Here is a 371-nt window from a genome sequence, read left to right on the forward strand (position 1 = left end):
GGTCTCGGCGAGGGCGTGCAGGAGCACGGGGTGCGGGGAGATCTCGATGAACGCGGTGTGCCCGTCGGCCGCGGCGGCGGCCAGCGCACCGGCGAGCCGGACCGGGCGGCGCAGGTTCTCCGCCCAGTGGCCGGCGTCGAAGACACAGGGTCGGGTGGGGTCGTCGTGGACGGTGGAGTAGACGCGCACGGCGCTGCCGCTCCGGCCCCCGATCCCGCCGAGGGCGGCGGTCAGTTCGGGCAGCAGCGGTTCGACCTGGGGCGAGTGCCCGGCGCCCCGGACGGGCATGGTGCGGGTTTCGCGGCCCTGTGCGGCGAGGTGCTCGACGAACCGCGCGACGGCGGCTGCCTCGCCGGTGACGATCTTCTGTG

General features: G+C 75.7%; 1 protein-coding gene. It reads right to left on the bottom strand.

Annotation, left to right across the window (positions count from 1 at the left end):
• Window positions 1–371 (bottom strand): acyltransferase domain-containing protein (locus JHN63_RS52165; protein ID WP_200692071.1); only part of this gene is annotated, 371 nt, incomplete at both ends.

This window comes from Streptomyces sp. MBT65, from assembly GCF_016612545.1.
In the GTDB taxonomy this organism is placed as follows: domain Bacteria; phylum Actinomycetota; class Actinomycetes; order Streptomycetales; family Streptomycetaceae; genus Streptomyces.